The sequence below is a fragment of the Streptosporangium sp. CA-115845 genome (assembly GCF_050943795.1).
Lineage (GTDB): Bacteria > Actinomycetota > Actinomycetes > Streptosporangiales > Streptosporangiaceae > Streptosporangium.
In genome coordinates this window covers 9,733,242-9,759,142 of sequence record NZ_CP191988.1, presented here as the reverse complement: position 1 = coordinate 9,759,142, position 25,901 = coordinate 9,733,242, and the positions used below count along the sequence as shown (strand labels likewise).

The following is a 25,901-nucleotide window of genomic DNA, read 5'->3' as shown; positions in this document are numbered from 1 at the left end:
GGGGATGGCGTTATCGTCACGCTGACGAAATGAACGGCCTCTATGACTCCGCGAGGAGGCGGCAATGAGCATCCCGGCCATACCCCAGAGGTTGACCGCTCCCGCTCCGGGATGGACGGCCTGCGCGGACGTGGTCGTGGTGGGCTCCGGCATCGCGGGTCTCACCCTGGCACTGCGGTACGCCGACCTGGACTCCGAGGCGAAGGTCCTGGTCGTCACCAAGGACGTCCTGTCGTCCGGGTCCACCCGCTGGGCCCAGGGCGGCATCGCCGCGGTGCTCGATCCGCGGGACACCCCCGCCGAGCATCTGTCCGACACGCTCCTCGCGGGGGTGGGCCTCTGCGACGAGGAGGCCGTCCGGGTCCTGGTGACCGAGGGGCCCGACGCGCTGCGCGGCCTGATCGCGATGGGTGCCAGGTTCGACACCGACGAGGCCGGGGAGCTCCAGCTCACCAGGGAGGGTGGCCACCGGCGCGATCGCATCGTGCACGCGGGCGGCGACGCCACCGGGGCCGAGGTGCAGAGGGCACTCGTGGCGGCGGTCAGGAAGTCGGGGATCGAGGTGATCGAGCACGCCCTCGTGCTCGACCTCCTCAAGGACGCCGAGGGGCGCGCCGCCGGGGTGACCCTGCACGTCATGGGCGTGGGCGAGCGCGACGGGGTGGGCGCGGTCACGGCCAGGGCCGTGGTGCTGGCCACCGGCGGCATGGGCCAGGTCTACGCCGCCACCACCAACCCCGCCGTCTCCACCGGAGACGGGGTGGCGCTCGCGCTGCGGGCGGGGGCCGTCGTCAGGGACCTGGAGTTCGTCCAGTTCCACCCGACGGTGTTCTGGCTCGGCGAGGACGCGAGCGGCCAGCAGCCGCTGATCTCCGAGGCGGTCAGGGGCGAGGGCGCGGTACTGGTCGACGCGGACGGCACCCGGTTCATGCGGGACGTCCACGAGCTGGCCGACCTCGCCCCCCGTGACGTCGTGGCCAAGGCGATCATGCGGCGGATCCGCGCCACCGGCGCCGACCACGTGTATCTCGACGCCCGCCACTTCGGCGAGGAGAAGTGGCGCACCCGCTTCCCGACGATCCACGCGGTCTGCCTGGAGCACGGCATCGATCCGGTCACCCAGCTCATCCCCGTCGCCCCCGCCGCCCACTACGCCAGCGGCGGCGTCCGCACCGACCTGCGCGGCCGTACCAGCGTGCCCGGTCTGTACGCCTGCGGCGAGGTCGCGTGCACCGGCGTGCACGGTGCCAACCGGCTGGCCTCCAACTCCCTGCTTGAGGGCCTGGTCTTCGCCGGGCGCATCGCCGCCGACATCCACGCCGATGTCCGCGAAGGGCGGGCCGTGGCCGGCGAACCGGTGCCCGACGACCGCCCCACCGGCCTGATCGACCCCAGGGCCCGGGGCAGGATTCAGGGACACATGAGCCGGGGGGCGAGCGTGCTGCGCAGCCGGGAGTCGCTGGGCGAGGCCGCCAGGACCCTGCTGAACCTCAGGTGGACCCCGGTGGCGGTCGAGTCGTGTACCGAGTCGTGGGAGACCACCAACCTGCTGACGGTCGCCTCCGCGCTCGTGGCGGCCGCCCGCGCTCGCCAGGAGACCAGGGGGTCGCACTGGCGCGAGGATTTTTCCGAGAGAGACGACGCCTTGTGGCTGGGTCACCTCGACGTGACCCTGACAGCGGAGGGACCGACCATGACATACGTACCGCACGGGCGGCGAGCGACCGTGCTGCCGCCGCAGGTGGAGAACAATCTCACCGAGGCGGGTCTTGACCCGGTCGGGGTGGTCGCGGTCCTTGAGGCCGCGGCGGCCGAGGACGTGGCGGGGGGTGACGTCACCAGCATCGCCACCATCCCGGCGGACCGACGCGACACCGCCGACGTGGTCGCCCGCGCGGACGGCGTGGTCGCGGGGCTGGCCGTGGCCGAGGGCGCGTTCTGCTACCTCAGCGGAGGCCGTCTGACGGCCGAGCGCAGGGTCAAGGACGGCGAGCGCGTCGCCGGCGGCGACGTGCTGATGACCGTCACCGGTCCCACCAGGGACCTGCTGACCGCCGAGCGCACCGCGCTCAACCTGCTCACCCACCTGTCCGGTATCGCGACCCTGACCGGTAGGTGGGTCCAGGCTGTCGAGGGGACCGGGGCCCGGATCAGGGACAGCCGCAAGACGCTGCCGGGACTGCGCGCCCTGGAGAAGTACGCGGTCCGGTGCGGCGGTGGTATCAATCACCGCATGTCACTTTCGGACGCCGCGTTGATCAAGGACAATCACGTGGTGGCCTCCGGTGGGGTCGCCGAGGCGTTCCGGGCGGTCCGTGACGCCTACCCAGGCCTGCCGATCGAGGTCGAGGTCGACAGGATCGACCAGATCGAGCCGGTGCTGGCTGAGGGAGCGGAGGAGATCCTGTTGGACAATTTCACGGTCGAGGAGCTGGTACGGGCCGTACGGCTGGTGGACGGCAGGGCGCGGCTGGAGTCCAGCGGAGGGCTGACCCTCCAACTCGCTCGTGATGTGGCCGAAACAGGTGTTGACTACCTTGCCGTGGGCGCGCTCACGCACTCGGCGCCGTCACTGGACATCGCCTTGGACCTTCGGGGGAACTGATGCTGCTTGCCATTGACGTCGGTAACACTCACACCGTTCTCGGCCTCTTCGAGGGCGAGGACGTCATCGAGCACTGGCGGATCGCCACGGACGCCCGGCGTACGGCGGATGAGATCGCCGTCGTGCTCCAGGGGTTGCTCGGGCAGTCACCGCTGCTCAAGGGCACAGACGTCAACGGCATCGTGATCTGCTCCACCGTTCCGTCGGTGCTCAACGAGATGCGCGAGATGTGCCGCCGCTACTACGGCGACGTGACGGCGGTGATCGTCGAGCCGGGCGTCCGCACCGGGGTGCCGGTCCGGATGGACAATCCGAAGGAGGTCGGCAGCGACCGTATCGTCAACGCGCTGGCGGCCATCCAGCTGTACGGCGGGCCGTGCGTCATCGTCGACTTCGGGACCGCGACCTCCTTCGACGCCGTCTCCGCCAAGGGGGAGTACGTCGGCGCGGTGACCGCCCCCGGCATCCAGATCTCGGTGGACGCGCTCGCCGCGGCGGGAGCGCAGCTGCACAAGGTGGAGCTGGTCCGCCCCCGCTCCGTGATCGCCAAGAACACCGTCGAGGCGCTTCAGGCCGGCATCATCTACGGCTTCGCCGGCCAGGTGGACGGGATCGTCGAGCGGATGGCGGCCGAGCTCGCCGCCGACCCCGACGATGTCACGGTGGTCGCCACCGGCAGCGCGGCGCCGCTGGTGGCCGGCGAGGCGCGCTCGATCGACATGCACGAGCCCTGGCTCACGCTGATCGGGCTGCGCCTGATCTACCACCGCAACGCCATCTGAGAGCGTGGTGACACCGGTGCCGTGACACCGCCCAGAGCGCGGTGCCGCGGCCGGAGGGCGCCGCGGTGTTCCCGGAGAGCACCGCGGCGCCCTGGAGTCCTCTCCGGCCCCCGGCGGTCGGCGACCTCACGAGGTTCGCCACATCGGTACCCTTTGGAACTGTGACCGATGAAGTGACCAACCCCGCCGAGGATCTGCCCGAGCAGATGCGCGTGCGCCGGGAGAAGCTCGACCGCCTCCGCTCCGAGGGCGTCGACCCCTACCCGGTGAACTTCCCGCGCACCGCGACCAACGCCGAGATCCGCCAGAAATACGCCGATCTCTCCGCTGACACCGCGACGGGCGACAAGGTGGGCGTCACCGGCCGGGTGATGCTGTCCAGGACCGGTGGCAAACTCTGCTTCGCCACCATCCGCGACGGCTCCGGTGATCTCCAGGTCATGATCTCCCTGGACAAGGTGGGCGAGGAGGCACTGGCCTCGTGGAAGCGCGACGTCGACCTCGGCGACCACGTGGGCATCGAGGGTGAGGTCATCACCTCCCGCAGGGGGGAGCTGTCCATCCTCGCCGACCGCTGGGCGATCACTTCGAAGTGCCTGCGCCCGCTGCCGGAGAAGCACGCCGGGCTCACCGACCCCGAGGCGCGGGTCCGCCAGCGCTACGTCGACCTCATCGTCAACGACGAGGCCAGGAAGCTGGCCTACACCCGCAGCGCCGTGGTGCGGTCCGTCCGTGACTTCTGGCACGAGGAGGGCTACCTGGAGGTCGAGACGCCGATGCTCCAGCCGATCCACGGTGGAGCCACGGCCCGGCCTTTCAAGACCCACATCAACGCCTACGACATGGAGCTCTACCTTCGCATCGCGATCGAGCTCTACCTCAAGCGGCTCGTGGTCGGCGGTATCGAGAAGGTCTTCGAGATCAACCGCAACTTCCGCAACGAGGGCGCGGACTCCACGCACAACCCCGAGTTCACGATGCTCGAGGCCTACGGCACGTATCTCGACTACAACGACATGGCCGACCTGACCCAGCGGATGATCCAGAAGGCGGTCGTGGCGGCCCTCGGCCACTCCGTGGTCGTCCACCAGGGGCAGGAGATCGACCTCGGCCTGGCGAAGTGGCCGCGGATCACCCTCTACGGGTCGGTCTCGGAGGCACTGGGCGAGGAGATCACCACCGCGACGCCCCTGGAGTACGTACGCAAGCTCGCGGACGCTCGGGAGATCCACTGGGATGCCAAGTGGGGCCAGGGCAAGCTCGTCCAGGAGATCTTCGAGGCGCTCGTCGAGCACACGCTCATCCAGCCCACGTTCGTCATGGACTATCCGGTGGAGACCTCCCCGCTGACCCGCCAGCACCGTGACAACCCGCTCCTCACCGAGAAGTGGGACCTGATCGGGTTCGGCACCGAGCTCGGCACCGCCTACTCGGAGCTGGTCGACCCGGTCGAGCAGCGCCGCCGCCTCACCGAGCAGTCCCTGCTCGCCGCGGGCGGGGACGCCGAGGCCATGCAGCTTGACGAGGACTTCCTCACCGCACTGGAATATGCGATGCCGCCCACCGGTGGCATGGGGCTCGGCATCGACCGCCTCATCATGGCCTTCACCGGTAAGAACATCCGCGAGACCATCCTGTTCCCGCTGGTCAAGCCGACCGGCTGAGTCTGAGGGCAGCGCCGCCGGACCGCATGGGACGAGGTCCCCGCGGTCCGGCGGCGATCGTTTCCGCCAGGCGGTGTCCGCCGGGATCGAAGCCCGGATGACGGCCCCGGGCGGCATCCCCGGGGCGGGCCGGTCGGGCTCGGCGCGCACCTTCGAATCCCGGTCGGCGGTACCGGGTGGCGCCCTCACCACCTCGCGAGCACCTCTTCACCGTCCCGCACGGCTCCGTGCCGGCGCGCGTGGGCGCGAGCACGGCACGTGGACGATGCCTGGGCGGACGGGGCGAATCCCCCATGGGCCGGAAACCGCGGGGTCCGTGCTCACGCTCCCCCGTGCAATTTCGGACGGCTTTCTGCATAGCGCAGAAACTCCCTTTTAAGCATGTCCAATATCGCCTGACGTCTGTGGTCGGCACCCGATACTTCGCTAATGCCGCAAAGGCGCTCTTGCGGGCTTCCCATTTCAGAGTTTTCCGCGAGGCGCCGTCAAGGCGCCAGACGGCGTGGCCGTCGAAGAGCGCCAGGAAGAGATCGATTTTCCCGGGGAAAAGTGGGCGGCTCGCTTCCGTCGAGGATGCGGCCCCGCGGGTGCGTGCCGCCGCGGCGGTTCCGGCAAAACCTTGTTCTGCCAGGACTTCTGTTGTCGCAGCCAGGGGGGCACCTGCGGGCTCGTGCGGGGGCACGGTCGTGACTTAACCCCAAAGGCACTGACATATCATGAGTACTTCACGTAGCACCTAGTATGTCAATAGTGGGCGCGCGCTATGAAGAGTAGAACTTGACGACCTTTGAACAAGGCGTTTACCGTTCCTGGCGGACGGTATTCATTTCCGGCGTCTCGCGCCCGGTTTCCAGAGTGGGGGGAGTGACTCTTGATGGCATATCCAGAAGTGGATTCTCGCCATGGCGACAGCCCCCTGGGCATGAGTGATATCGGTCTCAGCGACGACGACCTCGTGCTGCTGGCTGAACTCGCCAAGGGCGTCACCGTCGACAGGGTGGGCCGCCGCCTCGATATCAGCGGCCGGACCGTCAGGCGCAGGCTCAGAGGCATCTGTGACCGCATCGGTGTCGCCACGGCGATCGAGGCCGTGGCCTGGGCGGCCCGCCGCCGCCTGATCTAGGCCCTGCCCCTTGGCTGTTCTGCCCACCGCGGTCAGACGGCGCCTCACCGCGTTGCCGTCGGTCACCGCACCTGCGGGGCACCGTCGGGGCACAAGTCCGAGGGGCGCAAGTCCGAGGGGCGCCGTCTGACCGGCCCTCGGCACGGCAGGATTCGCCGCCCGGCCAAGGGCCGGGCGGCTCGCGCCGTGACCGGTCCGGCTCAGCCGCTCAGGCGGCGATCCGCACCCCGCCGGCGAAGGGCCGGTTGTCGATCGTGGCGATGTGGACGACGTCACCCGTCCGGGGTGCGTGGACCATCAGGCCCGCGCCGATGTAGATCCCGACGTGGTGCAGGTCGCTGTAGAAGAAGACCAGGTCGCCTGGGCGCAGGTCGTTTCTGGAGATGTGGGTGCCCGCGGTCCACTGGTTGCCGGTGTAGTGCGGCAGGCTGATGCCGACCTTCTGGTAGGCCCACATGACCAGCCCGGAGCAGTCGAAGGAGTTGGGGCCCTCGGCGCCCCAGACGTACGGCTTGAGCTGCTGGGTGAGCGCCCAGCGGGCCGCCTCCGCCGCCCTGCCGCTGCCCACGATGGGCACGTCGGTCTTCACCCGGGCGCCCCTGTTGCTGACGGCCCTGGTGCGCACCTCGCTGAACAGGTCGCTCTCGACCCGCGTGACCAGTCGCTCGATCTTGCTGCGCCTGCCCTCGAGCTCCCCCAGGAGCGCCTTGACCTCTGAGGTCCTCGCCTTGGCGCCGGCCTGCGCTCGCTCGGCGGCCTCGATCGCCCGGCCGACCTGGGCGACCTCCTCGCTCTGCTGCTGCTGGAGGGCGTAGTTGGTGGTGGCCTGGTCGAGGAAGGTGTCGGGGTCGGTCGCCTGGGTGAAGGCGAGCCCGGAGTTCAGGCCGCCGGACATGTAGTTGCTCTGCGCGAGGAGGGTGGCCTTGGTGCGCCGGATCGCGAGCTCCGACTCGCTCGTCGCGAGGATCTTCTTGGCGCTTTCCGCGGCTCGCTGGGCCTGCTTGAGCCTGACCCGCTCGCCGTTGTACTGCTCGGCGAGCGTGCCGATCTCCTCGTGCAGCTTCTCGGCCTGCTTGGCCAGCTGCTGGAGGCTGGGCTCGGGATCCGCCGTGGCCGAGCCCAGGGGGACGCCGAGGGTCATGATGGCGAACGCCAGGCCGATGACCGCCATCCGGCGACTCCGCCTCCGCGGCGCGCGTTCTCGACAGCGGGCGTCGCCGCCCGCGTGCTCTCCTGCGCGGTCGCGCATGCGCTTCACCAACGGGCTCCTCTCCTCGGCCGCCTACCGGGTTAGCTGACGGGTTCGGGCCGGAGGCAGCCCTACCGGGTGCGCCGGTGGCACTCGGATTCACCCCGAAGGACGTGGTGGGTCCCCGGTTCCCCTGGTCGGGAGATTCGGCGGGTCAGGCTTTTACGTCTCTGACATCGAGCACGGAGATTAGTGCACTCGTGGTTCCTGCTCAACCAGAACTGCGAACTCGGTAGAGGTTTCGCAACTGAAATGTCACGGAAAGATCACATGCCAATATGATCAACATGGCCATTACGCTGCCTTTGCCTTCCTCGCGGCGGGCGCGGCGCGGGTCTTCCCAGGTCCGGGACCGTGCCAAAGATGAGCTGCGACACATTAGAGGCGCCGTGCGCCCAGCGTGGTAATGCAACTACCAAGGGTCATGTGATGCCCTCGGGGTGAGAGTTAAGGATGAGCCGTAATTGAAGGCCGGAGAGGACGTACGCTGATCGGTCATGGAGCAGCTTGCGGAGCATTCTCCCGTGCCGTTCGCGAACCCCGGGAAAGAGGGGGAGCGGCGAACCGGATCCGAGGAAGAGGAGCGGGGGTCACCCGCTCCCGGCGCCACCCCGGCGGTCACGGTCCGCCGTGCCCGCACCCCGGACGTCCGCGTCATCAGGCGGCTCGTCGACACCTACGGTGGAGCCGGCCCGCGCCTGCTGGAGAAGGCCACCGTCACCCTGTACGAGGACATTCAGGAGTTCTGGGTCGCGACTGACGCGGAGGGGATAATCCTCGGCTGCGGGGCGCTTCATGTTCTCTGGGAGGACCTTGCCGAAATTCGGACCGTTGCCGTCGATCCGACCCGCAGGGGAATGGGAATCGGCCATCGGATCGTCTCGGTGCTCATCCGCACGGCTGCCGAACTGGGCCTGCGCAGGGTCTTCTGCCTGACCTTCGAGGTCGACTTCTTCGCCCGGCACGGATTTCAGGAGATCCAGGGCACACCCGTCGCCCCGGAGGTCTACGCCGAACTTCTCGCCTCCTACGACGAGGGCGTCGCGGAGTTCCTCGATCTGGAGCACGTCAAGCCCAATACCTTGGGAAACACCCGGATGCTGCTGCACCTGACACACGAGCCCGACTCTGATGACTTTAGAGATGACTGACTGGAAAGGTGACTGTTGATTCCTATGTCGATACCTTGTGCAGCAGCAAGCATGTGCGTCTGACATTTGCCACATGCGCAGTCTAAGTGAGGTGACGCGGTGAGCAACGGACAGCCGCCGTATCCGCAGGATGATCCCGAGCGCAGTCGCACACCTTCGGGACAGCCGGATTACGGACAGCACAACCAGGGCCGAGCCCCTGGCGAACTCGACCCCGATGTGACGATCATGGGATATCGGTCGGAGGGATCGCAGTCGAACACCGGCCCGGGGGTGGCCCAGCCCGGCTATGGTCAGCAGGGCTACGGGCAGCAGCAGTACGGGCAGCAGGGGTACGGGCAGCAGCAGTCGTACGGTCAGCAGGGCGGGACGGACGCGTACGGCCAGCAGCAGGGCTATGGCCAGCAGGGTGGGACCGGCGCGTACGGTCAGCAGCCCGGCTACGGGCAGCAGCAGTCGTCCCACGAGCAGTCGGGCTACGGCCAGCAGCCCGGCTACGGGCAGCAGCAGCCGGCCCAGCCGGGTTACGGCCAGCAGCAGTACGGTCAGCAGCAGCCGGGCTACGGCCAGCAGCCGGGGTACGGTCAGCAGCAGCCGGCCCAGCCGGGTTACGGCCAGCAGCAGTACGGGCAGCAGCCCGACTACGGCCAGCAGCCGGGGTACGGCCAGCAGCCCGACTACGGCCAGCAGCCGGGGTACGGCCAGCAGCCCGGCTATGGGCAGCAGCAGTACGGGCAGCAGGGGTACAGCCAGCCTTACGGCGGTCCCCCCGGCGCTCCCGCCCCGCTCGCCGAGTGGTGGCAGCGCCTGGTGGCGCGGATCGTCGACGCGATCATCCTGGCGATCCCGGCGGTGATCATCAGCGCGGTGCTGACCGGTCTCCTGGTGACGGCTCCCAGTTTCAACCTCGCGACGGGCGCCGGCACCGATGGGAGCGGTGTCTTCCTCGCGAGCCTTCTCATCGCACTGGTCAGTGCGGCGATCTACTTCGCCTACGAGTTCTTCATGATCAGTAGGGGTGGGCAGACCGTCGGCAAGATGGTCATGGGCATCAAGATCGTGCCCATCGGCAGTACCCTGCCGCCGGGCGGGCTCAGCTCCGACGTCGCGCTCAAGCGCGGCGGTGTGTTCTTCGGCCCGCAGTTCCTGAGCTGGATCCCCCTCCTCGGCTGGATCGTCAACATCTTCAGCCTCGTGAACGTGCTGTGGCTGCTGTGGGACAAGCCCCTGCAGCAGGCGCTGCACGACAAGGTGGCCGGGACGGTCGTCGTCAAGATCAAGTAGTTCCGGGTAAATCGGGGCCGGCGGTTGAACCGCCGGCCCCGATTTCGCGTCCGGACCAGAAAAACGGGGACCGTTAGGGGTGGGTAACCGTCTCGGCCGCGGAAGCCACGGAAGCGTAAAAATCATTTGCCGCGCCATGGGCGACGCGGGGGGACTTATGCTCGAGCCCCGGCGTGCCCGGCGGAATATTCGCGTTTGAGACCGGACAAGGGGCTCAGGAGAGCCCGCAAGCCGCTATGAGCCGCCAATGCCGGATCTGCCCTCGTCGAAGGTTCGCACACCAGTCGTCGAATGGCGGGACCGGCCCGCCTCCCGCATCCCCGGTGACGGCCCGCGGGTTTCTCTCCTTCACCTTCCGTCGCGCGTTCAGGGGTCTTCTCGCGGAGTTGGATCATGGGTGTGTGGTGTTGCCTGGGTTGTCCCGTGAGCCCATCGTCTTTGGTGGTTATACGGTCTACGACTATGTACTCCACGCCGGAGTGGGTCGTACTCTTGGCAAGAAAGCGTTGAAGATCCGTCTTGTTCCGTAGGCTTGCGTCGCATCGGCTGCCGCCCGGGTGATGAAGCGAGCCGCTCTCCGCCCGGGTGTTCTGCCGACGGTGGACATTCTCGCGATGAACCGCCCGCGGTGATCTCCGGTTCCGTGACAAGGCGTTGTTCATCCCGGCGGGAAGGCTCTCCCACCAGGAGCTTCGCCCCTCCAAGGTCGGTGGCGCAGCGGCCGGAGAGCGGGCGGGCATTGGTATTTTCGAAGGCGACGATGATCACCTGATCGTCCTGTCGGTTTTTCCCTGCGGCTTTACGACTGCAACCGGTAAGGCGGCTGGAGAGAAGCATTAGGCTGGAGAGTGACGGGCACGGTCGCCCCTGCTGACACGCGTCGCCGTCCGGTGGCGCTATGGTCATCTGTGGGCGGTTCCAGACTGATCGGGCGGACACCCGCATGGCTCGGGAGTCGTCGCCAAATTTTCATGGTCTCCAGAAAGCCACCTAGCGGTACGGAGCGAGGACGAATGTACGACGTATTGTCCGCGTTGATACCTCCGGCGGTCGTCGGCGGAGCCTTCATCTTCGGAGTCGTCAAGCTACTTCGGAGTGAAGCCGCCGGTCGCCGGCCAAAACAGTCCGACCCGGCCGAGTCGCAGAACAGCTGATCCGCCGGAGCACCGACAGAGAGTGTCTCGGTCGGCTGTGAGAATCGCCGGGCTCCTGGAATTGCCGCTCTTCGATCGCGGGTATATGTTTAGCTTGCGAATGAAACAATACTCCGCGAAAGGATTGTGTAGATGGCCAAGCAGATCCAGGAGATTCTCATCGACGACCTCGATGGGGGCGAGGCCAATGAGACTGTCGCCTTCGCGATTGACGGCACCAGCTATGAGATTGACCTGAGTGACGTTAACGCGAAGAAGCTCCGCGACTCCCTGTCGCCTTTCGTGCAGAGCGCCCGTCGTTCCGGCGCGCTGGCACCCCGCCGCCGCCGCGCGGGTGGCGCGCGGGCACTCACGCGAGAGAAGAGCGCCGACATCCGGGCATGGGCGAAGTCCCACGGCCTTAATGTCAGCGAGCGCGGTCGAATCGCCTCCAAGATCGTCGAGCAGTACGAAGCGGCTCACTAGATCGGCTCAGTGGATCGAGTGAATCATGCGGTTATGGCGGTCACGGTGGGGTCCGGTGGCGGCCATGACCGCATGATGTGTTTGTCCGGTGGACAAACGTCGTTCGCTTGCGGCGTAGCGGGAACATCCCACCCCCCGTAAGTAGTTGGATGGAGGGTGAACGCCCTGCTCTCGGGGAACGTCTTCTGCATAGAGCGGTCGCCGGGTCGGGGCTACCATGCGGGATGACAGGGCCCGGATATCCCGGACCTGCCTGACCGCTCTGTGAGGAGCGACGAGATGTTCGAGAGGTTCACCGACCGCGCACGGCGGGTTGTCGTCCTGGCCCAAGAAGAGGCCCGGATGCTCAACCACAACTACATCGGTACGGAGCACATTCTTCTTGGCTTGATCCATGAAGGTGAAGGCGTTGCCGCCAAGGCTCTGGAGAGCCTCGGCATCAGTCTTGAAGGTGTGCGTCAGCAGGTCGAGGAGATCATCGGCCAGGGCCAGTCCGCGCCGTCGGGGCACATTCCGTTCACCCCGCGTGCCAAGAAGGTCCTTGAGCTGTCCCTGCGCGAGGCGCTGCAACTGGGTCACAACTACATCGGCACCGAGCACATCCTGCTCGGCCTCATCCGTGAGGGCGAGGGCGTGGCCGCCCAGGTGCTGGTGAAGCTGGGCGCCGATCTCAATCGGGTCCGCCAGCAGGTCATCCAGTTGCTCCACGGCTACCAGGGCAAGGAACCGACCGCCGCCGGCGGTCCGGCCGAGGCCGCTCCTTCGACCTCCCTTGTGCTTGACCAGTTCGGCCGCAACCTGACCCAGGCCGCTCGCGAGGGCAAGCTCGATCCGGTCATCGGCCGGGAGAAGGAGATCGAGCGGGTCATGCAGGTCCTGTCCCGCAGGACCAAGAACAACCCGGTCCTGGTGGGTGAGCCCGGCGTCGGCAAGACCGCCGTCGTGGAGGGCCTGTCCCAGAAGATCGTCAAAGGCGAGGTGCCCGAGACGCTCAAGGACAAGCAGCTCTACACCCTGGACCTGGGTGCCCTGGTGGCGGGTTCGCGCTACCGCGGTGACTTCGAGGAGCGCCTGAAGAAGGTCCTCAAGGAGATCCGCACCCGTGGCGACATCATCCTGTTCATCGACGAGCTGCACACGCTCGTCGGTGCGGGCGCCGCCGAGGGAGCGATCGACGCCGCCAGCATCCTGAAGCCGATGCTGGCCCGAGGCGAGCTGCAGACCATCGGTGCCACCACCCTGGACGAGTACCGCAAGCACCTGGAGAAGGACGCGGCGCTTGAGCGGCGTTTCCAGCCGATCCAGGTGGCCGAGCCCAGCCTCAGCCACACGATCGAGATCCTCAAGGGCCTGCGGGACCGCTACGAGGCCCACCACCGCGTCTCCATCACCGACGGTGCCCTGGTGGCCGCCGCGCAGCTGGCCGACCGCTACATCAGCGACCGGTTCCTGCCGGACAAGGCGATCGACCTCATCGACGAGGCCGGCTCGCGCATGCGCATCCGCCGTATGACCGCGCCGCCGGACCTCCGTGAGTACGACGAGAAGATCGCCAACGTGCGGCGCGACAAGGAGTCCGCGATCGACGCGCAGGACTTCGAGAAGGCCGCCGCTCTCCGGGACCAGGAGAAGCAGCTCCAGCTCAAGCGCGAGCGCCGCGAGAAGGAGTGGAAGGCCGGCGACATGGACGTCGTCGCCGAGGTCACCGAGGAGCTCATCGCCGAGGTCCTGGCGACCGCCACCGGCATCCCGGTCTTCAAGCTCACCGAGGAGGAGTCCCAGCGACTGCTCCGCATGGAGGACGAGCTGCACAAGCGGATCATCGGCCAGGACGACGCCATCAAGGGTCTGTCCCGCTCGATCCGCCGCACGCGCGCCGGTCTGAAGGACCCGCGCCGCCCCGGTGGCTCGTTCATCTTCGCCGGTCCTTCCGGTGTCGGTAAGACCGAGCTGTCCAAGGCGCTGGCCGAGTTCCTGTTCGGGGACGAGGACGCGCTGATCATGCTGGACATGTCGGAGTTCATGGAGAAGCACACCGTCTCCAGGCTGTTCGGCTCGCCTCCCGGCTACGTCGGATACGAGGAGGGCGGCCAGCTCACCGAGAAGGTGCGGCGCAAGCCGTTCTCGGTCGTCCTGTTCGACGAGATCGAGAAGGCCCACCCCGACATCTTCAACTCGCTGCTGCAGATCCTGGAGGACGGTCGTCTGACCGACGCCCAGGGCCGGGTGGTGGACTTCAAGAACACCGTCATCATCATGACGACGAACCTGGGCACTCGGGACATCTCCAAGGGTCAGGGGGTCGGCTTCGCGAAGAGCAACGACGCCGAGTCCAACTACGACCGGATGAAGTCCAAGGTGCAGGAGGAGCTCAAGCAGCACTTCCGGCCGGAGTTCCTCAACCGTGTCGATGACATCGTGGTCTTCCACCAGCTCACGCCGAAGGAGATCATCCGCATCGTCGACCTGATGCTGGCCCAGGTGGGCCTGCGTCTGAAGGACCGCGACATGGGGATGGAGCTCACGCAGGAGGCCAAGCAGCTGCTGGCCGACCGTGGCTACGACCCGGTGATGGGCGCCCGCCCGCTCCGTCGTACGATCCAGCGCGAGCTGGAGGACACCCTGTCGGAGAAGATCCTGTACGGCGAGCTCCGTCCCGGCCAGATCGTGAAGATCGGGATCGAGGGCGAGGGCGAGAACGCGAAGTTCACCTTCGTCGGTGAGGACGCGCCGGTCGACCGGGTTCCCGACTCGGCCGCCGCCATCGCGGAGCCGATCCAGAACTAGGCCCAGAACCGGGCATCGTCCCGCGGGCCCCGGCCGTTGAGGATCGGTCAGGTGGTGCCTCGCAAGGTTGGCGGAGGTCACCGCAGCACGCTGCGGTGACCGTCGACAACCCGGCAAGGTGTCGTCCGTCCGGCCGCGGTAGGCGGAAGATCCAAGGCGCAGGACCCCGGGCATGGCCCGATCAGGCAGGAAGGACAGACCCCGCCGTGAGGATACTCACGGCGGGGTCTGTCTATTTGTTATCTAAGAAGGTGTCTCGCCACGATAGGTAGTACTACACTGTGTAGAGCGAGTTCGATAAGTCTTGCCCGAGTGATCCGTGGGTTGCAGTGATCATGGTGAGATCGGCGTCGAGGTCAGCCTGGCGGCGTACCTGGAAATCAGCTCCGTGAGTGACGCGGAGCCCGGTGGCCGCACGGGATGCTTCGGACGGCCGGGTCGAGCTCCCGGCAGGGAGAGCCTCCGGCTCACGGCGCTGGAACACCGGCGCGGGGCGATCGGAGAGGCTGACACGGAAGTATGTCTTGGAGGCACACATGCGTTTGCGGCACGAGGACGGGACGCTCGTTCACCTGGCGTACAACGCGGGCGTGCACCCCGCCGAGGACCTCGAGAACCTCATCGCGCACCTGACGAGATACGCGGTGCCGGTGCGCAAGCGCCTCGGAGTGGAGCGGATGGGCGTCGGCCTCTGGCTCTCCCCGAGCGTCGCCGACCATCTCACCGCGGACAGGATAGAGCTGGTGCGCCTGCGCCGCTCCCTTGAGGAGCGCGGCCTGGAGGTCGTCAGCCTCAACGGAACCGGCGGCAGGAACCAGGAGTCCCCCGGTCCCGACTGGGCCAAGCCCGAGCGTTACCGCTACACGATGGCACTCGCCAAGATCCTGGCCTTCCTGCTCCCGCAGGACGTCCGCTTCGGAAGCATCTCCACCATCCCCATCGGCTGGCGCCGCGACTGGCCGGCCGACCTGCACGCGATAGCCTCGCGCCGTCTGGAGCGCCTCGCCCGCGAGCTGCGCGGGCTGTACAGCGTCACCGGAAAGACGATCAGGGTCGGCTTCGAGCCGTGGCCCGGCTGTGTCCTGGAGACCACCAAGCAGGCGCTCGACAAGGTCTCCGGCATCGACTCCGAGCACCTGGGGGTCTGCCTGGACGCCTGTCACCTCTCCGGCGGCGCTGAGGAGCCCGGAGTCGCCCTGCGCGGCCTGGCGGACGCCGGAGCTCCTGTCGTCAAGCTCGGCCGCGTACACAACCACATGGCCGCCGCCTGCCAGGAACTGCCCAGCACCCGCTCGGTCCTGGAGGACACCCTCACCGCGATGCTCTCCGGCGCGGTGAGCGGCACCGCTCACATCGAGGTGGAGACGCACGACCTGGCCGTGCCGCTTCGGGCCAAGGGGCCCGGCGCACTGGTCAACGTGATCGCCGAGGAGCTCGACTGGGCCCGCACCAGCCTCACGGCTCTCGGCCTGCGCCTCGCCGCCTGACCGACCGCCTCCGCCCCGTCGTGTCAATGGTCGAGTGTGTGCCGCCGCTGAGGCTGGACTTACCGAACTCGGCGCCAGACAGATCTGAGAGGGGCGCCACGATCTCTCTGTGTCACAGCGCTCATCGCCGAGGAATCATCGAAGCCCTCGGCTCCAACAAGAGCCAAGGGCTTCTGTGTCACCGAGATGGCACACCTCAGATGTACGAGAACTCCGGATGCGGGTGCATCAGGAAGTCGTGGTGGGAGATGTTCCAGGCGTAGGCGCCGGCCATGAGGAACTGCACGATGTCGCCGGTTGCCAAGGCCGCCGGGACTCGGCGGGTGAGGGTGTCCTTGGGAGTGCAGAGCTGGCCAACGATCGTAACCGGCTCGCCCTCCTTGGCAATGACCATCGGCTGGTCGTGGCCCTTGGTCGCGGGCGTGCGGATGTGGTGGGTCCCGCCTGCCACGATGGCGAACAGCTCGCCGTGGACCCGCTTGACGTCCAGCACACGGGTCACGTACCGCCCGCAGTAGACCGACACCGACCGGCCGGGCTCGATCCGCAGCGTCTCGCCGGGACGGCGCAGCCCCGCCAGGCCCTTGCCGTAGGTCTCCCAGTCGAAGACGGCGCCGGGGTCGGCGTAGTCGACGGCCATGCCGCCGCCAAGGTTGATCTCGGTCAGGCTGAGGCCGCGGGTGTAGTCGAGCACGCCGTCGGCGACCTCCAGCATGCGCGGGGCGTCCAGGCCGCTGGCCAAGTGGGCGTGAACGCCGCGCAGGCGTACCGCGTCCTGGCGCTCCAGAAGCGCGAGACATTCGTCGACGCCGGCCGGGTCCATGCCGAAGGGGGTCGCGCCGCCGCCCATCGCCAGGGCCACGTCCCCCAGCGAGAGGGCGAGGTTGGCGCGGAGCAGCACGTCGGCCTCCCGCCCGGTGGCGATCAGGCGGCGCAGCTCGTTTGGGCTCTCCACGTGCAGCCGTTCGACGCCGCGATCGAGGGCGAGCCGGAGTTCGCCGTCGGTCTTGCCGGGGCCGCCGAACGCGACCCTGGCCGAGGGGAGCACGCCCAGCACGTGCTCCAGCTCGCCGCCGGAGGCGACCTCGACCCCGTCCACGTGCCGGGCCAGCACCCGCAGCAGCTCCGGGTCCGGGTTGGCCTTGGCCGCGTAGTACAGCTCGATCCCCGGCAGCGCGGCCCGCACCGCCGCCGCGTGCGCGTCCAGGGCGGCCAGGTCGTACACGTAGGCGGGCAGCCTTCCAGTCGCCGCCAGCTCACGGGCTCTTACGGTGAGAGCGTCCACAAAAATCTCCGATCGATGTGGGATGCCGAGGATCAGGTGAGAGGGAACGTGGATTCGATGATCAGGTAGCTGGTGGGCGTGACGGTCGTGGTCACTTCCACGGTCCGGCCGTCAGCCATGCGCCCCGTGTGAAGAATGTCGAAGACCGGCCTTTCGGCACTGATCTCCAGCTTCTCCGCCTCTTCGTCGGTTGGGAGGCGAACCAAGATCCGCTCGTCTGCCTCCACCTGAGGATGACCGAGACTGGCGTACAGGGACTTGATGCCTCCGACGATCACCGGCTCAGGCTCTTCGAGCGTGGTGCCGACCGCGATGTCAGCAGGCATGTAGGAAATGACGAGGCTGATGGGTATACCGGAGGCAAGCAGGCGACGTGACCGGCGCACCACGGTGATCTCCGAGAGGCCAAAGAGGGCGGAGATGTCGTTCGGAGCGGTCATCCGGGTAACCGAGATCTCATGCTGCGGTTCCAGGCCGATGGCACGGATCTCAGCGTCGAACGCCCCTTTCGCTCCTTCGTGCTCACGCGTGTCGCGCCGATAGCGGGCGCCGGACCGAGACAGGGGCGGAAGCCAAGTCACTCGGGTCCCGTCTCCCTGCCGGGGACGTACCAGGCCTTCGGCGGCCAGGAGCTGCAACGCCTTGTTCACCAGACTACGAGAGACGCCGTAGTCCGAGGCGAGGGCTGTCTCGGACGGCAGAGTCTTACCGGGAGCGTAGGTTCCACTCCGGATCAACTTACGTAGGTCTTCGGCTATGTCCCTGTATGTGAATTTCATGATCCAGTCTTCCTTTCTCGCAGCCACCTCAGCATAAGGGTCAAACGTTTGTCATCTCTTGACGTGAGGTCTCGGTCACGCCAAGCTGGAGATGTTAAACGTTTGTCTTTTAGAGTACCGCCTTGAGCTGTCAGAGAAAAGATCGGGCCTGCTAGGTGCTGAGAACACCGAACAGGCCCTTGATCAGGAAGGCGCTCCTGACCCGTGAACAACCCTAATACCCCGGTTCTCGACCGGACTGCGGCAATCGGCTGCGGCTGCTTCGCCGATGCTTCGCCGATGCCAATGGGCTGCGCCCTCTGCGGGCACGCCCCCTACGCGCACGGCTGCCCCGGCCAGGGCGCCGACCACGACTACGCCCAGCCGTCCCGGGAGCTGATGGCCGTCCGCTTGGAGGCCCGCCGCCTCGGCGTCCTGCTGCCCGCCTCCGAGGCGTTCGCCGACGCCGAGATCGTCCCCCTCGTGCCCGCGCAGCGCCGTCCTGAGCAGCCCGCCCCGGCCGCGCCGGCCGCGCCGACGCTGCTGCCCAAGCGCACACCCCGGCCTTTCCCTCGCCCGGACATCCGCCCCGCCGTCGTCGCACCGCCGGGGCGCGACGACGGCCGACGCCCCACGCCCCGCCCCATCGAGACCCGGCAGGACCGCGCGGCCCGCCTGGCACTCGCCCGCGACCCGTGGGCCCACCGCCGAGCCTGCGTCGCGGCCCGCGCGCACAAGCACACGCCCCCGCACCACACCACCGTGCTCCAGCAGCCCGTGCACCTCCCCGACGCGGGTGAGCGGCGTCAGCCGCACCAGATCCTCCGGCAGGGGCCGACCGTCGCCCTCGGTCAGGGCCACCCACCGACCTCCCTGCCTCCTCCCCTGCTCGCCTCGTATCGTCAGGAGGTCGCGGCATGAACGCGACCCCGGAACGGGGCGACGCCCCCACCAGTTGGCGCGGCGGCAGTCCCGCCGCTCGGACGATCGCCGCCGCGTTGTCGACCACCGCCGAGCGGCCGTCCCCCGTGCGGCACGCCGAGGACCTGGCCGCTCTCCTGGCCGACGTCCACGGCATCGTGGCCGACGTCCACGAGTTCACCTCCGGCAACGCCATCGTGTCCGTCCATTACGGGCTGCTGGCCTACACCGACGGCGAAAGCTTCTGGTGGACCAGCCCCGAACTCAACCACGCCGGAGCACCGATCCTCAGCTCCGCGCTCACCCTGACCGAAGCCGCCACCCAGCTCGCCGAACACCACGCCATCCTGAGCGCGCGGGAGGCTACCGACGTGGTGCGCGGCGGGCTGCCCCTGCTGGCCGATGTGATCGGGGCCGAGCATGTTGACCCTCGCTGACCTCGACGCGGCCCGAGCCGCCCAACAGGTCCAACAGCACGCGCCCGCCTGGTTCGTTATCTGGAGCCTGCGCCACCGCCGCTTCGAGGCATGGAACTGCACCGATCCTCAGGGGTGCCGCATCGTCTACGCGCAAAGCGCCACCGCCCTGTGGAACCTCATGCAGCGGACCGAAGTCGACCTGTGGCGGACCTCACCACACAGCGCCATGCCGCCCTCCGGCGCGGCCACCCCGAACCCGCCACTCCCGATGACCTCGGGGCTCATTCCCCGTCCCCGCGCCCTGCCCTCGGCGCGCGCCGAGCAAGTCCCGAGGCCACGTTTCTCGTCGTGGAAAAGGAGGCGCCCGTGATCCCGCACTCTGACCCCCTGGCAGGCGACCAGTTGAGCGCGGCCACCTGGTGCCCCGGTGCCATCAGCGCCCTCAAGCACCTGCGCACCGAACTGCACACCCACCGCATCTACCCAGAGATCGCCTACGACCAGGGCAGGCCTCGCCTTGTGATCAGCTCTGAGCTGACCGTATGGGCTGACCAGGCGGGCACGGCCTTCTGCTGGGGAGCCTGCTTCCTCGAAGAGCCAGCCGACCAGGCGCCGACAGACGGCGTGCCGCAGGTCGCGCGCCGTATCGCCGGACGACTCGGCAAGCACTACGCCGAACCGATAGATCCGCCCTGAGCCGCGTGACAGCACGGCGATACCTGATCTCCAGTGCTATCACGCCCCAACTCCCCGCGGGCGGTGGTGCGCCACCAGGGGCCGCCCGCAGGGACGGACACAACCAACCGCGTACATCCAGCGGCCAGAGGGCCGCACGTGTAAGGGGAGGTTTCACCATGACAACCTTGCTCACCCAGCAGGTCGCCTGCACCAGCGGCGCCCTCGACGCCGCGCTCCTGGAGCGCGTCCGCCACGAGACGCTCACGGTTCCGGACGGGTGGGTCACCGAGTACGGCGATTACCAGTCCGGCGGCTGGGGGACGCTGTCGCTGCTGAACGCCAGCGGCGTGGCCACCGACGTAACCATCACCGACTGCGAGCCGGTCGAGACCAGCGTGCTCGCCTCGATGCCCGCCACGAAACAGCTCCTGTCCGGGCTCGGCTTCCACTACATGTGGGCACGGATCGCCAGGCTCACTCCCGGCTCCTTCCTGTGGGAACACCGCGACTACGGAGAGCTGCAATCGGTCGAGCGCTACCGCCTGCACATTCCCATCGTCACCAGCCCCTCGGCCTTCCTGGTTCTGGCCGGGTCTGCTGTGCATCTGGCGGCCGGTGCTCTGTGGAGGCTCACTCCGACCTTCGTCCACGGCGCCTGCAACCTGTACGGGCCTACCCGTATCCACCTGATTCTCGACTGCTACGCCAGCGCTGAACTCGACGACCTCATCGCCGGCCAGCAGCTTCCTGGTAACTACGTTCGTCACCTGCCACCCCTGCACGGCGAATCGCTTCAGCAACAGCTCGACAAGGCGACGTCCCTCGCCCGGCTCGGCTACCCCCAGGCCGCCGAGCAGCACCTGCTGCGATTGTTTTTCAAGCACTCCCTGCCCGAGGGCAGAGCATACGACCTGATCAGCGACATGTACGACGCCGTCGGCACCCCCGACATCGCCCAGGAATGGCGGAGTCGGAAATCCATCCTGCTCGGCCTCACCGCGTGAGAAGGGACACCCCCATGCCCGCTATCTGCCTGGACGCCATCGATCGGCTCGCGGCAGCGAACCGGCCTCGCCAGTTCACCATCATGGAGAACGTCACCGACCTCCTGGCCGCCAGTCCCTTCGTCACCCACCTGCTCGTGCGTGGCTCTTTCGCCCGGGGCACCTCCGATCGGCTGTCCGACGTGGACCTCGTCATCGGCATCACCCCCTCGGCGTTCATAGAGTTCGTCACCGTGCACGACGCCCTCGCCGCCACGCAGCTCGGCGCGATCATGCCCGGCTGGTTCGACACAATCGTTCCCCGAATGGGCGGGCTCGGCTACGTCCACCTGGTCGAGTACGACGGCAAGCTCTATCAACTTGACCTGTACCTGGCCCCGTCCGAACAGATCGAGAGCATCGCCGCCTTCACCCGAGGGCAGATCATCTACACCGCGCAGGCCAACGACACCGCCCCCGAGCCCGCCGTGACTCAATTCATCGCCGACCGCATGGCGGCACCGCCCACCTGCGAGCAGCTCATCATCGAAATGCTGGCGCTGAGCTGGATGATCCACAAGCGGATCATCCGGGGGCAGCGGTTCATGGCCTACGCCGAAACGCACATGCTCCACACCGCCGCGCGCACCCTGGTCCGGACTGCGCTTTCCCCGCAGACGGCGTTCTACGGCTGGTACCACCTAGACACCGATATCGGCACCACACCCATCGGCAGGGCCTGTCTGCGGGAGCTGGAGGTGCTGATCGCTTCCCCGCCGCTGCCCACCCACGAATCCCTGACCGAAATGTTGGAGCGCATCCTCGCACTCGCCCACCGCGCCGCCCCGCATGCTGTCGAGGGACTGCGCCTGTCCATCGACGCCTACCGTTACCATCTCGACCTCGACTGAGCGCACGGCGATCAGCCGTCGCCACGCGATACGGTGGATGACATGCCCCTTCACATGGGACGGCGAGCTATCGGCGCCGGACAGGGATAACGAGGAACCTCCTCGTCCTGTCCGGTGCGTGCCTTTGCGCTTTGCCCGACCAACACGAAGGGGTTTTCCCTTGTCGTCTGCCTCGTACGATCATCCGCCGCTCGGCGCCACCGCGATACGTCCGTCCTGGGACGAGCTTCCCAGGAGCCTGCGGAACTCCATCACCGCTCATCTCGGTTCCGCCGTCGTCACCGCCGATGTTCAAGGGGGAGGCTTCACACCCGGAGTCGCCGCGCGCCTCGGTCTGGCCAATGGCGATCGAGTGTTCATCAAGGCCATCCCGGACGATCACGTTCTGTCCGGCAAGTACCTGATCGAGGCTGCGACCTCCTCCGGCCTTCCCGCCACCGCGCCAGCTCCACGTCTACGGTGGTACGGCGCATCGGCGGAGTGGATCGTTCTGATCTTCGATGACCTCGACGGCCGCCACCCCGATCTGTCGCAGGGTTCGGCCGATGTCCCCGCTGTCGTCACGGCCGTATCCAGCATGGTCGAACTACTGACGCCCTCCCCGCTGTCCGACCTCCCATCGGTCTCCACCACTCGCGTTTCCCTCCTGCACGGCTGGCGTGAACTGGTCGTCTGCCCGCCTGCCGACCTCGGCGGCTGGGAACGACGCCACCTGCGCGATCTCTCGGAGCTGGAAACCCACTGGGCACAGCACGCTGACGGTTCCACCCTGGTTCACGGCGACATTCGCCCCGACAACATGATCATTGCTACGGGCGAGGTCGTGTTCGTCGTGGACTGGGCACAACCTAGCTTGGGAGCCGCCTGGCAGGACATCGCCGACCTCGTTCCTCACATGATCATGGCGGGCCACTCTCCGGTGTCGGCGGAGAAAACGCTGATCGGCGTCCCGGCATGGGATTTCGCCCCACCAGAAGTGATCACCAGCTACGCCGCATCGTTCGCCGGGTACTGGACCGGGATGAGTCGGCAGCCCGCACCGCCGGGCGTCCCGAACCTTCGCGCCTACCAACGCCGAGCGGCTGCCGCTGCCATCGCATGGACGATGTACCGCACCGGCTGGTGACTCAGCCGGGTAGGCGGTAGGTGCCGTCGTCGAGGACCTCGGCCAGGCCGTCGGAGATCAGGCCGTCGAGGGCGCGCTCTCGCTGCGGGGCGTCGTCCCAGACCACGTCGAGGGCGTCCTTGGGTACCGGACCGTGGGCCTGGCGCAGAACCGCGAGAAGGCGGCCGCGGCACTGACGGTCCGTGCCCGCGTACGTCTGCCCCCTGCGCGCGGGGCCCTCGTAGGCGGGCTTGCCCGCCAGGCGCCAGGCGCACAGGTCGCTGACCGGGCAGTCGGCGCAGCGGGCGGCACGAGCGGTGCAGACCAGTGCGCCGAGCTCCATGACGGCGACCGCCCAGAGGGGGGCGCGGTCGGCGTCGGGGAGCAGCGAGGTGGCGAGCCTGCGCTCGGGGGGCGTGGTGGCCTTCGGCGGATATTCCTCGCCGCTGACGGCCCGCGCCAGGACCCGCCGCACGTTGGTGTCGAGAACCGCGTGCCGGCCCCCGAAGGCGAAGCTGGCGACCGCGGCCGCGGTGTACTCGCCGACGCCGGGCAGCGCCAGCAGGGCGTCGTGCTCCGAGGGGACCTCGCCGCCGTGCCGGTCGATGATCGCGCGGGCGCACGCGTGCAGGTTCAGTGCCCGGCGGGGGTAGCCGAGGCGGCCCCAGTGGCGTACGGCCTCACCGGGGGGCTCGGCGGCGAGGGAGGCGGGCGTGGGCCAGCGTTCCATCCACTCGGTCCAGACGGGCAGCACCCTGACCACCGGTGTCTGCTGCAGCATGATCTCGCTGACCAGGATCGACCAGGGTGAGGCGCCGGGCGTCCGCCAGGGAAGGTCGCGGGCGTTGCCGGCGTACCAGTCGAGGACGGGTTCGAGGAAGCGGTTCGACTCGGGCACCTTTTGACGATAGTGCGGGATCAGGCCCCCTTGCCCCTCCTTCACCTGCCTTCATCCGTCTTCTACCGATGATCGGTGGCCGAAACGGGGACGGTAGCGGCGGGTCTCCCCCTGTGGCCCGCGAGCACTAACCATACTGTCGGTATGGATCCCGACACGTTCCGTAGCGATATCGGAGCTGACATCTACTGGCGGCGCCGGATGGCCGCGCTCGTCGGTGTGCTCGTGGTGGTCGCCGTCGTGGCGTGGGCCTGCTCGTCGACGAGCGGGCCGCAGGACGCCCGGGAGAAGGGCACCTCGGCCGCCAAGAAGGACGTGCCGGACCCACTGCTGGCCATCCTGCCGACCGTGACGGTCATCCCCTCACCGCCCGCGAGCCCGTCCGCGAGCCCGAACCCGGAGCCGAGGGAGAGCAAGGCGGCCCCCAGGCCCCGGCGACCTGGTGAGGCCTGCGCCTCCCCGCAGCTCGTACTGAGCATGGAGGGCCAGGGGACGGTCTACCCGCCGGGCATCCGGCCCCGGTTCATCCTCACCCTCGTCAACGTCGGCAAGGTGATGTGCACCACGGACGTGGGGCCGCGCACCATGGAGGTGCGCATCACCTCCGGTGACGACCGCGTGTGGTCCTCCTCCGACTGCGTCAGCGGTGAGACCGAGAACATCCGCAAGCTCGACCGGGGCATCCCCTATGTCCGGGAGCTGGTGTGGGACCGCCGCAGGTCCGGGAACGACTGCACCGCCGACCGCGTCGCCGCGCGTCCCGGTACCTACGTCGCGGTGGTCCGCGCCCCCGGTCTGCGGAGCCACAAGGCCGTCTTCCACCTTCGCTAGCGATGTCCGTCCGCGTGCCCCGGGGCACCGAAAGGCCGCTTCCGCGAGACGACGGCCGGAAAACCGGCCGAAGTTCGCGGTCAGCGCACCGGCGCCGTGGAGACCTTCGCCGGGTCGGCGGCCGTCGACCGTCCAGGCCGCCGGGCGAGGCATGCCGGAAGGACCCGGTGAGCCTCCGCGCTCGGCCGGGGGATCTCTTACACGTAGCGTTCCAGGATGGACGACTCGGCCAGCCGGGACAGGCCCTCGCGGATGTGGCGGGCCCTGGCCTCGCCCACCCCGCCCACCTCCTGGAGGTCGCCGATGCTGGCGGCCAGGAGCTTCTGCAGGCTGGTGAACTGGTCGACGAGGCGGTCGACCACCGTGCCCGGCAGCCGCGGGACCTTGGCCAGCAGGCGGTAGCCCCTGGGGCTCACCGATGTCTCCAGGGCGTCGTTGCCCGAGTGGCCGAGGATCTGGGCGACGACCGAGAGGTCGAGCAGGTCGGCGGAGGAGAGCTGGTCGAGCTCGTGCAACGCCTCGGCGAACCTGCGCGGGCGGCGGCCCGTCACGGGCAGGTAGTCGCGCACGATCAGTTCGAGGTCGCTCTCCGTGCCGGCCACGAGCTCATCCAGCTGCAGGGAGAGCAGGCGGCCGTCGGTGCCGAGCTCCACCACGTAGCCCGCGATCTCCTCGGAGATGCGCCTGACCATCTCCAGCCGCTGGGCGACCACCGCGATGTCGCGGACCGTCACCAGATCCTCGATCTCCAGCGCCGAGAGCGTGCCGGAGACCTCGTCCAGGCGGAGTTTGTAGCGCTCCAGCGTGGCCAGGGCCTGGTTGGACTTGGACAGGATGACCGACGACTCCTCCACCACGTAACGGATGCCGTCGAGATAGAGGGCGATGATCCGCATGGACTTGCTGAGGGAGATGACCGGAAAGGAGGTCTGAAGGGCCACCCGCTGGGCGGTGCGGTGCCGGGTGCCCGACTCGTCGGTGGGCAGGGACGGATCAGGCATCAGGTGCACGGCCGCGCGCACGATCCGCAGGTCGCCGGAGTTGAGGACGATGGCGCCGTCCATCTTGGCCAGCTCACGCAGCCGTGTCGCGGAGAACTCGACGTCCAGCTCGAACCCGCCGCTGCAGATCTCCTCGACGGTGCTGTCGTATCCCAGCACGATCAGGCCGCCGGTGTGTCCTCGCAGGATGCGCTCCAGGCCGTCGCGCAGGGCGGTGCCCGGTGCGACGGCGGCGAGGACGTCCCTGCGGCGTTCGTCGAGCCCTTTGTACGTTGCTGCCACATGACCCCCGTGGTCTGCGTATAACGCTCAGCTTACCGGCGAAGGCCCCGCACGGCCCGGAATCATCTGATGACCATG

The 25,901-nt window shown here is 68.1% G+C and carries 22 protein-coding genes and 1 riboswitch; of the genes, 17 read left to right on the top strand and 5 right to left on the bottom strand.

From position 1 onward, the window contains the following. Positions 1 to 64: 64 nt before the first annotated feature. The 4 genes from ACQP0P_RS46350 (at position 65) to ACQP0P_RS46335 (ending at position 6,174) form a co-directional block, all read left to right on the top strand. A complete protein-coding gene (locus ACQP0P_RS46350) occupies positions 65 to 2,605 on the top strand; it encodes an L-aspartate oxidase (protein ID WP_433369195.1) in 2,541 nt (846 codons plus the stop codon). Next, the gene (locus ACQP0P_RS46345; protein WP_433369193.1) at positions 2,605 to 3,387 is read left to right on the top strand and encodes a type III pantothenate kinase; all 783 of its coding nucleotides are present in this window, start codon (positions 2,605 to 2,607) and stop codon (positions 3,385 to 3,387) included. The genes ACQP0P_RS46350 and ACQP0P_RS46345 overlap by 1 nt, the downstream gene beginning before the upstream one ends. A 206-nt stretch (positions 3,388 to 3,593) precedes the next feature. Continuing rightward, positions 3,594 to 5,051, top strand: a complete 1,458-nt coding sequence (lysX, locus tag ACQP0P_RS46340) for a bifunctional lysylphosphatidylglycerol synthetase/lysine--tRNA ligase LysX (protein WP_433382439.1) — start codon at positions 3,594 to 3,596, stop codon at positions 5,049 to 5,051. Positions 5,052 to 5,973: 922 nt separating this feature from the next. Beyond that, a complete protein-coding gene (locus ACQP0P_RS46335) occupies positions 5,974 to 6,174 on the top strand; it encodes a LuxR C-terminal-related transcriptional regulator (protein ID WP_030905642.1) in 201 nt (66 codons plus the stop codon). Between the two features lie 208 nt (positions 6,175 to 6,382). On the opposite strand, the gene ACQP0P_RS46330 is transcribed toward ACQP0P_RS46335, so the two are convergent. Then, a complete protein-coding gene (locus tag ACQP0P_RS46330) occupies positions 6,383 to 7,345 on the bottom strand; it encodes an NlpC/P60 family protein (protein ID WP_433369190.1) in 963 nt (320 codons plus the stop codon). A gap of 92 nt (positions 7,346 to 7,437) precedes the next feature. Next, positions 7,438 to 7,585: riboswitch (cyclic di-AMP (ydaO/yuaA leader) on the bottom strand. A 335-nt stretch (positions 7,586 to 7,920) separates the two neighbouring features. Between ACQP0P_RS46330 and ACQP0P_RS46325 the strand changes: the two genes are divergently transcribed. From ACQP0P_RS46325 to ACQP0P_RS46305, 5 genes are all read left to right on the top strand, one after another. Beyond that, complete coding sequence (locus ACQP0P_RS46325) at positions 7,921 to 8,574, top strand: amino-acid N-acetyltransferase (RefSeq protein WP_433369187.1); 654 nt, start codon at positions 7,921 to 7,923, stop codon at positions 8,572 to 8,574. A gap of 99 nt (positions 8,575 to 8,673) precedes the next feature. Next, a complete protein-coding gene (locus ACQP0P_RS46320) occupies positions 8,674 to 9,858 on the top strand; it encodes an RDD family protein (protein ID WP_433369184.1) in 1,185 nt (394 codons plus the stop codon). Between the two features lie 1,286 nt (positions 9,859 to 11,144). Beyond that, complete coding sequence (locus ACQP0P_RS46315) at positions 11,145 to 11,477, top strand: histone-like nucleoid-structuring protein Lsr2 (RefSeq protein ID WP_012895497.1); 333 nt, start codon at positions 11,145 to 11,147, stop codon at positions 11,475 to 11,477. 279 nt (positions 11,478 to 11,756) lie between these two features. After that, positions 11,757 to 14,264, top strand: a complete 2,508-nt coding sequence (locus ACQP0P_RS46310; RefSeq protein WP_030905625.1) for an ATP-dependent Clp protease ATP-binding subunit — start codon at positions 11,757 to 11,759, stop codon at positions 14,262 to 14,264. Between the two features lie 536 nt (positions 14,265 to 14,800). Next, positions 14,801 to 15,751 carry a TIM barrel protein gene (locus ACQP0P_RS46305; RefSeq protein ID WP_433369180.1) on the top strand — a complete coding sequence of 317 codons (951 nt, stop codon included), beginning with the start codon at positions 14,801 to 14,803 and terminating at the stop codon, positions 15,749 to 15,751. A 196-nt stretch (positions 15,752 to 15,947) separates the two neighbouring features. Here the strand turns inward: ACQP0P_RS46305 and ACQP0P_RS46300 are convergent, their stop codons facing one another. Then, positions 15,948 to 17,036, bottom strand: coding sequence for a type III PLP-dependent enzyme (locus ACQP0P_RS46300; protein ID WP_433369177.1), 1,089 nt, complete (start codon positions 17,034 to 17,036; stop codon positions 15,948 to 15,950). Between the two features lie 32 nt (positions 17,037 to 17,068). Next, on the bottom strand, positions 17,069 to 17,815 hold the full coding sequence (locus tag ACQP0P_RS46295) for a GntR family transcriptional regulator (protein ID WP_433369175.1): 747 nt from the start codon (positions 17,813 to 17,815) through the stop codon (positions 17,069 to 17,071). Between the two features lie 279 nt (positions 17,816 to 18,094). Between ACQP0P_RS46295 and ACQP0P_RS46290 the strand changes: the two genes are divergently transcribed. The 7 genes from ACQP0P_RS46290 to ACQP0P_RS46260 all read left to right on the top strand — a co-directional run bounded on the left by ACQP0P_RS46290 (position 18,095) and on the right by ACQP0P_RS46260 (position 22,832). Then, positions 18,095 to 18,715 carry a hypothetical protein gene (locus tag ACQP0P_RS46290; protein WP_433369172.1) on the top strand — a complete coding sequence of 207 codons (621 nt, stop codon included), beginning with the start codon at positions 18,095 to 18,097 and terminating at the stop codon, positions 18,713 to 18,715. Beyond that, positions 18,712 to 19,152 (top strand): hypothetical protein, encoded by a 441-nt coding sequence (locus tag ACQP0P_RS46285; protein ID WP_433369169.1) that lies wholly within the window; start codon positions 18,712 to 18,714, stop codon positions 19,150 to 19,152. Before ACQP0P_RS46290 ends, ACQP0P_RS46285 begins: the two co-directional genes overlap by 4 nt. Beyond that, complete coding sequence (locus ACQP0P_RS46280) at positions 19,136 to 19,504, top strand: hypothetical protein (RefSeq protein ID WP_433369166.1); 369 nt, start codon at positions 19,136 to 19,138, stop codon at positions 19,502 to 19,504. Before ACQP0P_RS46285 ends, ACQP0P_RS46280 begins: the two co-directional genes overlap by 17 nt. Next, entirely contained in the window at positions 19,501 to 19,830 is a 330-nt protein-coding gene (locus ACQP0P_RS46275) for a hypothetical protein (protein WP_433369163.1), read from the top strand. Before ACQP0P_RS46280 ends, ACQP0P_RS46275 begins: the two co-directional genes overlap by 4 nt. 158 nt (positions 19,831 to 19,988) lie before the next feature. Next, positions 19,989 to 20,816 (top strand): aspartyl/asparaginyl beta-hydroxylase domain-containing protein, encoded by an 828-nt coding sequence (locus ACQP0P_RS46270; protein ID WP_433369161.1) that lies wholly within the window; start codon positions 19,989 to 19,991, stop codon positions 20,814 to 20,816. 14 nt (positions 20,817 to 20,830) lie between these two features. Further along, positions 20,831 to 21,706 carry a hypothetical protein gene (locus ACQP0P_RS46265; RefSeq protein WP_433369158.1) on the top strand — a complete coding sequence of 292 codons (876 nt, stop codon included), beginning with the start codon at positions 20,831 to 20,833 and terminating at the stop codon, positions 21,704 to 21,706. A gap of 352 nt (positions 21,707 to 22,058) precedes the next feature. Beyond that, entirely contained in the window at positions 22,059 to 22,832 is a 774-nt protein-coding gene (locus ACQP0P_RS46260; protein ID WP_433369155.1) for a phosphotransferase, read from the top strand. Between the two features lies 1 nt (position 22,833). On the opposite strand, the gene ACQP0P_RS46255 is transcribed toward ACQP0P_RS46260, so the two are convergent. Continuing rightward, positions 22,834 to 23,709 (bottom strand): A/G-specific adenine glycosylase, encoded by an 876-nt coding sequence (locus tag ACQP0P_RS46255; RefSeq protein ID WP_433369152.1) that lies wholly within the window; start codon positions 23,707 to 23,709, stop codon positions 22,834 to 22,836. A gap of 144 nt (positions 23,710 to 23,853) precedes the next feature. On the opposite strand from ACQP0P_RS46255, the gene ACQP0P_RS46250 reads away from it, so the two are divergent. After that, positions 23,854 to 24,540 carry a hypothetical protein gene (locus ACQP0P_RS46250; protein WP_433369150.1) on the top strand — a complete coding sequence of 229 codons (687 nt, stop codon included), beginning with the start codon at positions 23,854 to 23,856 and terminating at the stop codon, positions 24,538 to 24,540. A 197-nt stretch (positions 24,541 to 24,737) separates the two neighbouring features. Here ACQP0P_RS46250 and disA read toward each other — a convergent pair whose 3' ends face one another. Continuing rightward, positions 24,738 to 25,823, bottom strand: coding sequence for a DNA integrity scanning diadenylate cyclase DisA (disA, locus tag ACQP0P_RS46245; RefSeq protein WP_433369147.1), 1,086 nt, complete (start codon positions 25,821 to 25,823; stop codon positions 24,738 to 24,740). Between the last annotated feature and the right edge of the window lie 78 nt (positions 25,824 to 25,901).